8 protein-coding genes are annotated in these 6,598 nt (G+C 54.9%); 1 reads left to right on the top strand and 7 read right to left on the bottom strand.

Annotated elements, in window-relative coordinates; translation table 11 throughout:
- The first annotated feature begins 83 nt into the window (after positions 1-83).
- Positions 84-560, top strand: a complete 477-nt coding sequence (locus tag AB5Y48_RS10820) for a DUF2809 domain-containing protein (RefSeq protein WP_050667277.1) — start codon at positions 84-86, stop codon at positions 558-560.
- On the opposite strand, the gene AB5Y48_RS10825 is transcribed toward AB5Y48_RS10820, so the two are convergent.
- From AB5Y48_RS10825 to AB5Y48_RS10855, 7 genes are all read right to left on the bottom strand, one after another.
- Positions 496-1,512: an FAD:protein FMN transferase gene (locus AB5Y48_RS10825; protein ID WP_050667278.1), complete on the bottom strand. Its 1,017-nt coding sequence runs from the start codon at positions 1,510-1,512 to the stop codon at positions 496-498. The genes AB5Y48_RS10820 and AB5Y48_RS10825 overlap by 65 nt on opposite strands.
- A gap of 81 nt (positions 1,513-1,593) precedes the next feature.
- A complete protein-coding gene (locus AB5Y48_RS10830; protein WP_368164414.1) occupies positions 1,594-2,028 on the bottom strand; it encodes a VOC family protein in 435 nt (144 codons plus the stop codon).
- A 35-nt stretch (positions 2,029-2,063) separates the two neighbouring features.
- A complete protein-coding gene (locus AB5Y48_RS10835) occupies positions 2,064-2,762 on the bottom strand; it encodes a hypothetical protein (protein WP_368164410.1) in 699 nt (232 codons plus the stop codon).
- Between the two features lie 810 nt (positions 2,763-3,572).
- Positions 3,573-4,082 (bottom strand): AAA family ATPase, encoded by a 510-nt coding sequence (locus AB5Y48_RS10840; RefSeq protein ID WP_368164411.1) that lies wholly within the window; start codon positions 4,080-4,082, stop codon positions 3,573-3,575.
- Between the two features lie 90 nt (positions 4,083-4,172).
- Positions 4,173-4,553 carry an Imm41 family immunity protein gene (locus AB5Y48_RS10845; RefSeq protein WP_082177888.1) on the bottom strand — a complete coding sequence of 127 codons (381 nt, stop codon included), beginning with the start codon at positions 4,551-4,553 and terminating at the stop codon, positions 4,173-4,175.
- A gap of 144 nt (positions 4,554-4,697) precedes the next feature.
- Positions 4,698-5,315: a hypothetical protein gene (locus AB5Y48_RS10850; protein WP_050665232.1), complete on the bottom strand. Its 618-nt coding sequence runs from the start codon at positions 5,313-5,315 to the stop codon at positions 4,698-4,700.
- Positions 5,316-5,420: 105 nt separating this feature from the next.
- Positions 5,421-5,723 carry a barstar family protein gene (locus AB5Y48_RS10855; protein ID WP_082177887.1) on the bottom strand — a complete coding sequence of 101 codons (303 nt, stop codon included), beginning with the start codon at positions 5,721-5,723 and terminating at the stop codon, positions 5,421-5,423.
- Positions 5,724-6,598: the final 875 nt, after the last annotated feature.

The following is a 6,598-nucleotide window of genomic DNA, read 5'->3' on the forward strand; positions in this document are numbered from 1 at the left end:
GCTTTTTTGCAACTAGCCGAGGCGGCTTCACACTCCCCACACAGTCGGGGGTTAGGGTGGCGCCACAATTCAAGGAGAACCCGATGTCACCTGCCACCTCCATGTCACGCCCGCGGCTGCTTGCCGTCTTTATCCTCACCGCTCTGGCGGTCGTGCTGATCGCCCTCTACGCCAGGGGGCCCTTCTGGCGCGGCTTTCTTGGCGATGTGACCATAGTGCTGGTGCTCTTTAGTGGCGCCGGGCTTATGGTGCGCCGCGAGCCGCGCCGACTGGCCCTCTGGGTGCTGGGTTTTTGCTTCGTGGTGGAGGGGGCCCAGGGGCTGCATCTGGTGGACCGGCTCGGGATCCAGGCTCACTGGCTCAGGGTCGCCATCGGCAACCACTTCGATCCCCTCGATCTGCTGGCCTACACCCTGGGGGCGGCCCTGGCCGCCCTGTTCGGCAGCCACGCCTTGCGTCGCCCTGACGGGCCGGGGCAGCCCGAGGGGCCCGGGATCACTTGGCCAGGTAAGGGTCAAACTCCGGGGTGTGGCGAGACGCAAAGCCCTGAGGCGTCTTGATTACCAGAAACGCGGCCAGCCGGTGGTCCCTGGCATAGGCCATGGCCTTCTCTGGCCCCATCACCATCAGGGCCGTGTCGTAGGCATCGGCCTCGAGGGCGCTGGGCAGGATAACGGTGGCCGAGACCAGCTTGTGGCGGATGGGGTGGCCGGTCACCGGATCTATGATGTGGGAGTAACGCACCCCGTCGCGCTCGTAGTAGTTGCGATAGCTGCCCGCGGTGCTGACCGCCATCCCCTTGGGGGTGACCACGGCCTGGAAGGCGCCCGGCTGATCGGAAGGGTCGACGATGGCGACCCGCCACGGCTTGCCCTTGGGGTTGTGGCCCCGGCTTCGCACCGCGCCGGCGATCTCTATCAGATAGTTGTGCACCCCGGCCTGCTCGAGCAGCTCGGCGATGGCATCAGAGCCCGCCCCCTCGCCCAGGGTCGAGAGATCCAGATAGAGATCGGGCCGACGCTTGGCCAGCAGGGGCTGGCCGTCACTGCCACGGCTTTGCTCCAGCTTGTCGATGCCCACCCGCTCCCGGGCGGCGGCGATCGCCTGCTCGTCGGGTGTCTTGTTGGGGCGCTTGTCCGGGCCAAAGCCCCACAGGTTGACCAGGGGGCCCACGGTCACATCCAGCTGACCCCGGGTGCGCTCTCCCGCCTCGATTCCCTGCGCCACTATCTTGGCCATCCGCTCGGGGATGGGGTGGGGCCGGGTATCTTGGGCGCGGTTGAAGCGGGAGATGACCGAGTCGGGGTCGTAGGTGGAGATCTCCCGGTTTATCTCAAGCAGCAGGGCGTCGACCCGGCGCTGCAGGGCGCGCTCTCCGCCCGGGAAGGGATCGGCCAGGGTGACTGCATAGAAGGTGCCCATGGTGCGTCCCTCGATACGGGTCATCTCGGGCTTGGGCTGGCAGGCCTGCAGCAGGATCAGGGGCAGGATCAGTAACAGGGTGCGAAACATGATGATCTCTGATACGCAAGGGACGACAGGGTAAACCGGGATGCGGGGGAAGTGGGAGAGGGGGAATTAATCCCCCTTGGGTTAGGTTGGCGTGTCAGGGAAGGGCGATGCCGGCGCCGGCCCGGCGTGGCCACGCTGCAGCAGGTCCCAGCGGTTGCCATAGAGATCCTCAAACACCACAACGGTGCCGTACTCCTCCACGCGCGGCGCCTCGCAAAAGTGCACGCCTCGCGCCTTCATGGCCTCGTAATCTCGCCAAAAATCATTGGTCTGCAAGAAGAGAAAGACCCGGCCACCGCTCTGGTTGCCGACACACTGCCGCTGTTTGGGGCCACTGGCCCTGGCCAGCAGCAGGTGCGTGCCGTTCGAGTTGGGGGGCGAGACCAGCACCCAGCGTTTCCCGCCGCCCAGATCGCTATCCTCAATCAGGGTGAAGCCGAGTTGCCGGGTATAGAAGGCGATGGCCTCATCGTAGTCATCCACCACCAGGGCGACGCACCCTATCTGCTGTTGTATCTCTGTTGTCATATGCCACTCACTCAGGAAACGCCCTATCTTACCCTCAGTTGCTTGAGCAGGGTGCGAATGAGCTGCCCCAGGTGCACCGGAATGATCACAAACAGGGCCATCCCCTGGTTAAAGCCGGGATTGAGGGTGCGGTAGTACTGGATGTCGGGCTTGTCGCTGGCGGCCAGGGAGGCGAGTTCTTCCTGGGTGTAGTGGCTGGCGCGCCCGACCCGCACCAGACAGCGCAGCCCGGTCGTCTCGCTTATCTCCCCCCCGGGGTTGAAGCGCTCGAAGAGCTCGCGCGAGCCGCTGTGCTCGGGGTGCGGCCAGATGATGCCGGTGCGCCTGGCCATGGCGCGGTACATGGCCGGGCTTAGCATGGTATCGGCGTAGTAGATCCGGCGCCAGGGACGGCGCAGCCACCCCTTGACGCTCTCCCACAGGGAGAAGGCGAAGGTATTGCCCCCGTTGCGATAGGCCGGCAGGAAACCCGCCGAGGCGCGGATCACCGTCACCTCCTCCTCGTCGCTGAAGGTGAGCAGGCAATAACCCACCAGATCTGGCCCGTCGAAGTAGAGGCGCAGCTTGCGCTCGAAGGCATCCGGGCCATCGAAATACTTCTGCAAGTAGGCCTCGGGCGCCACGCCGCTAAAGCTGGCCGTGATGATCCGGCTTACCCCCTCGCGCTGCGCCTGGGATAACCAGTGCCGGGTTTGGGTCAGATCCTGTGTCGATAGGGTCATGGGATATGCCTCGTTGTGGTTGGGGGCTCCCCCCGGGGGAGGCGCTCGGTCAAGCTTCTGGCCTGTGGCGAGCGGCTTGATGCGGCTATGCCGCATAGGGGTTTCGCCCGCCCATTTGGAGGCGCTCAGCCAAGCTCCTTGCCTGTGGCGAGCGGCTTGATGCGGCTATGCCGCATAGGGTTTTTGCCCGCCCTTCTGGAGGAGCTCAGCCAAGCTCCTTGCCTATGGCAAGCCCTTTGATGCGGCTGCGCCGCATGGGGATTTCGCCCGCCCATTTGGAGGAGCTCAGCCAAGCTCCTTGCCTATGGCAAGCCCTTTGATGCGGCTGCGCCGCATGGGACGCGAGGAGTTCCTCCTCGAAGGGTTTTCGCCCGCCCTTCGGGCTGTGGCGAGTGACTTTTCTTTGCGTGGCCAAAGAAAAGTCACCAAAAGAAAGGCCAACCCCGCCGATTCGCTCTCCTTCGTCGAGTGCCCTCGCCTCAGCCATCAGGCCGACGGTACGCGCCGACGGTCCATCCTTGGACCGCCGCCGCTCGCTCGACATCCCTGTCTCGCGACCTGGCCTGATGGCTTCACCTCGGCGAATCAGAGGGGGAGCCAATACCCTGCCCACCTGCGATTGTGTTGGCCGCGACAAGGCGCTCAGAAAGGTGGGTGTCCCATTTTATTTTTCAAACTTACCTCTCAAGCACATAACGCTCTGTTAAGGTGTGAGCAACGCAATACCGAAGCTACAGCACACCACCTTAATCACTAAAATCAACGCATGGTAAAAATGCCACGCGTTGCGAATCACTCTTAAACAGTTTGTTAGCATGTTGTTTCCGCTACAAACTCATTCACTTGAGAGCGTGTAGTGAAACGTACTTTAGTACCATGAAAATCTATGAACAATTGCTGATGGAACTGCCGCGAACTTTTGGATTCGCGAACCGAGTATTCAGAAGCCCATTTTAATAATTCACGAAAATTCTTCTCCGCCTGTTCCTCATTAAGTTGCTTCGAGCTCTCCGAACCACGAGCATAAAGAGAACTTTCACATTCAGACCATTCCAAATCCAAAAGCAACAGCATGTCAGCAGAAAAAATAAGCTGTTCGGCTAAAGCACCAAATACTCCCTCAACAACCCAGTTACATTGAGACTTTATACTAGCAATTTCATTTTTGATTGCTCCGGTGGAGCGTTTTTGATTATAGCCACCTGACTCCCATGCAATCGAGTCCAAGTTAACTTCCTGCAACTGAAGTTTTCGGGATAACTGTTTCGACAACCAACTCTTGCCTGAGCCAGAATTACCGATGATGAGAATTTTCTTCATATTACTCCCGCATGCTAACGCCGCAAGCAGCGGCGAGCGTTAGCGAGTCCAGCACCGAAGGTGCGATGCTGACTTGCCTTGTTAAGTGCATTATCTGCTAGGGTCAAAATAGTCGAAGCTATCATTCGGAATCATTTCACCCTTAAAAAATCCTTCAAAAACTAGCTGCACTCTTTCTCTGCGGTTAAATACCTGTTCAGAATCCAAGTCTTTGATGGCGAAAAAGTCATTTTTGTTGTGGTGTGCTTCAAATACCATCATTAGATAGCTAAAAATTCTAGCTATCGGCCAAGCAATCTCTCTAGGTATGCAATCATCGTCGCCATATTTTATTGCAAGGTCGTAGATGGCGTTATCTAGTTTCCAGTATTCATCATCGTCCCATATGTGAAACTCATGAAGTTTTGATATGAAAGATTGCTCATCAAACAACTCGCTTGATACCCAATTTCTAAACAGATCTTCGATAATATAATCTCCTGAGCACTTAACGCCGCGTTAAGGGGTGCAGGCACGCAATACGAAAGCTACCGCACAGCGCCGTAACCACTGAACCCAACGCAAATTGAAAATGCCACGCGTGCCAAATCCCGCTTAAACGCTTTGTTATAAGGCTTACAGTTGCGCCTTATTCTGAGTCTGCAAATCAGCAATTGGCTTAGCTCTACGATACATTGCCATCAACATTTTTAGTTCCACTAATTGATCACCTTTTGATATTTTGGAAAGGCTCACTACTTGTTGGGGAGATAAATTTAACTGCTCATGTAACTCAAGAACAGAGTTTCTTACAAAGTTCTTATCTTCCTGATTTTCTAACTCTCGCATTTTCTTTTGCGCTAGTTGTCTCGAACGATACTGAGAATGAATCACATGATAAGTCGTCGCAATCGTACCCACAGTAGAACAAATAGCGAAAACCAGATTTTTTATGTCATCAGCAACTTCAATAAGTACTGATAACTCCATAAATCCCGGAGACGCATATTGTATTTTCTGAACATTGGGCAATAAGTCTGGGTGAATATGATTTTTCATACCAGTGAAAAAATGGACAACACTAGCTCCACCTAGCCAAGGCATGCGCTCAAATTCCATTGTTGAGTCGGTTTCCGACAGCGTTCTCAAAGCAAAGAAGAAACCATAAACCTGAATATATTGATTAGAAAAGACCGAGAAATCCTCAAGACTCCAACGCTCATCTAAATTTATTATTACTGAACCTTTATTCATGACCTCATTCCTGCCTTATAACGCCGAGGTAACCGGCGCGCGTCAGCGCGTCCGGCGAAGGCCCGTAGGGCCGGAGTGTAGTTGACCGCCGTGTTAGAACGAATTTTATTCAACTTTAATGTACGCATTACCATAGCTTTCAGTTTTTAAATCTTTCTCTATGACCTTCAGTGCTTGGTAGAAAGCCCCATTACGTAGTTTTTTTATTTTTGAAGTGTTTATAAATTGAATTTCACAACCGGCTTCATCGCCGGGGAAGCCAGGACCACCTGCTGAGAGCGCATCCCAAAACGCATCTAGATTGCGACCAAAATATTGCGAGCCATCGGATTTGACTAAGTGAATATAGGCAGCCCAAAACTCCTGCTCGGATTCAATATTTTTGCAATCGATTACGTAGAGTTCCATAGATAACCAGCACTGCGTTCTAACAGTGATTAGATGGAAGGCGGTACTAATCCGTTAGCAGAGAATTCCATCTAACTCCGTAACATTTCAATCGCCGCCAAGTATAAATCATCATTAAATCATAATGTTATCCGTTTGCTTCTTATGCTGGGTGTATTCGCGTGACTTCCTCTTTTTGCGCCACCATGACGGCTGTGTAAAAAAACAGTACATGGGTTGCTCATTGAAAGCGCCGCCAAACCACGCCAACGTGAACAGCTCAGAAATAAACATAAGGCCCGTCATCACCTTGGGTGGACCCAGTGGGCAGCTCTTGCTGATCCATGCCATTCGGCAAGGCTACCGCCCCTGAATGACAGCCTCCAGTCTGCTGCTTTTTACCTGCGATCTTGCCTTGGCCTGGCGCATGGGTGACTCCGGTGAGTCGGTTGCCAAACGGCTATGTTAGCGAGTGGAGCGGGGGAGGGAAGCAGGAGACGATGGTTTCCTGAGCAAGATCAATAAATTGATCCATTATAATAATTGTGGACACCCACCATTTTGGTTAATCCGCTCTCTGGTTCATCCAACCAAGGCGGCTTGAATGAATAGAGCTAACAACAATCAAGAATGCAGTCCGAATTGAGCTGATTTCTCAGAACATGCTGGTTTGTACAAAGCCAACAACTTGGCGAACGTAACCACCATACAACTTCAAGTACTTTATCGGGGCGAATTCAGTCAGCTGGCTGATGACACCGTCGCTGCCCGCAGTGGTTGGCGTAACGCTCTCGCGCCGCACCGTGACCGATGGCCCGAATGCCGCTTCGTTTGAACAGCCTCACCTGCTTGAGCCAGTCGTCAGCGTCGAGTTGCAACCGTTGCAAGATGGGAGA

Origin of the sequence: Aeromonas sp. R6-2, assembly GCF_040908155.1 — a bacterium.
In the GTDB taxonomy this organism is placed as follows: Bacteria; Pseudomonadota; Gammaproteobacteria; order Enterobacterales; family Aeromonadaceae; genus Aeromonas; species Aeromonas schubertii.

Bases quoted from the DNA above. Each gene is read 5' to 3' on its own strand.
- AB5Y48_RS10825 (WP_050667278.1), bottom strand. From the start codon at position 1,512: ATGTTTCGCACCCTGTTACTGATCCTGCCCCTGATCCTGCTGCAGGCC.
- AB5Y48_RS10855 (WP_082177887.1), bottom strand. From the start codon at position 5,723: ATGGAACTCTACGTAATCGATTGCAAAAATATTGAATCCGAGCAGGAG.
- AB5Y48_RS10850 (WP_050665232.1), bottom strand. From the start codon at position 5,315: ATGAATAAAGGTTCAGTAATAATAAATTTAGATGAGCGTTGGAGTCTT.
- AB5Y48_RS10835 (WP_368164410.1), bottom strand. From the start codon at position 2,762: ATGACCCTATCGACACAGGATCTGACCCAAACCCGGCACTGGTTATCC.
- AB5Y48_RS10820 (WP_050667277.1), top strand. From the start codon at position 84: ATGTCACCTGCCACCTCCATGTCACGCCCGCGGCTGCTTGCCGTCTTT.
- AB5Y48_RS10840 (WP_368164411.1), bottom strand. From the start codon at position 4,082: ATGAAGAAAATTCTCATCATCGGTAATTCTGGCTCAGGCAAGAGTTGG.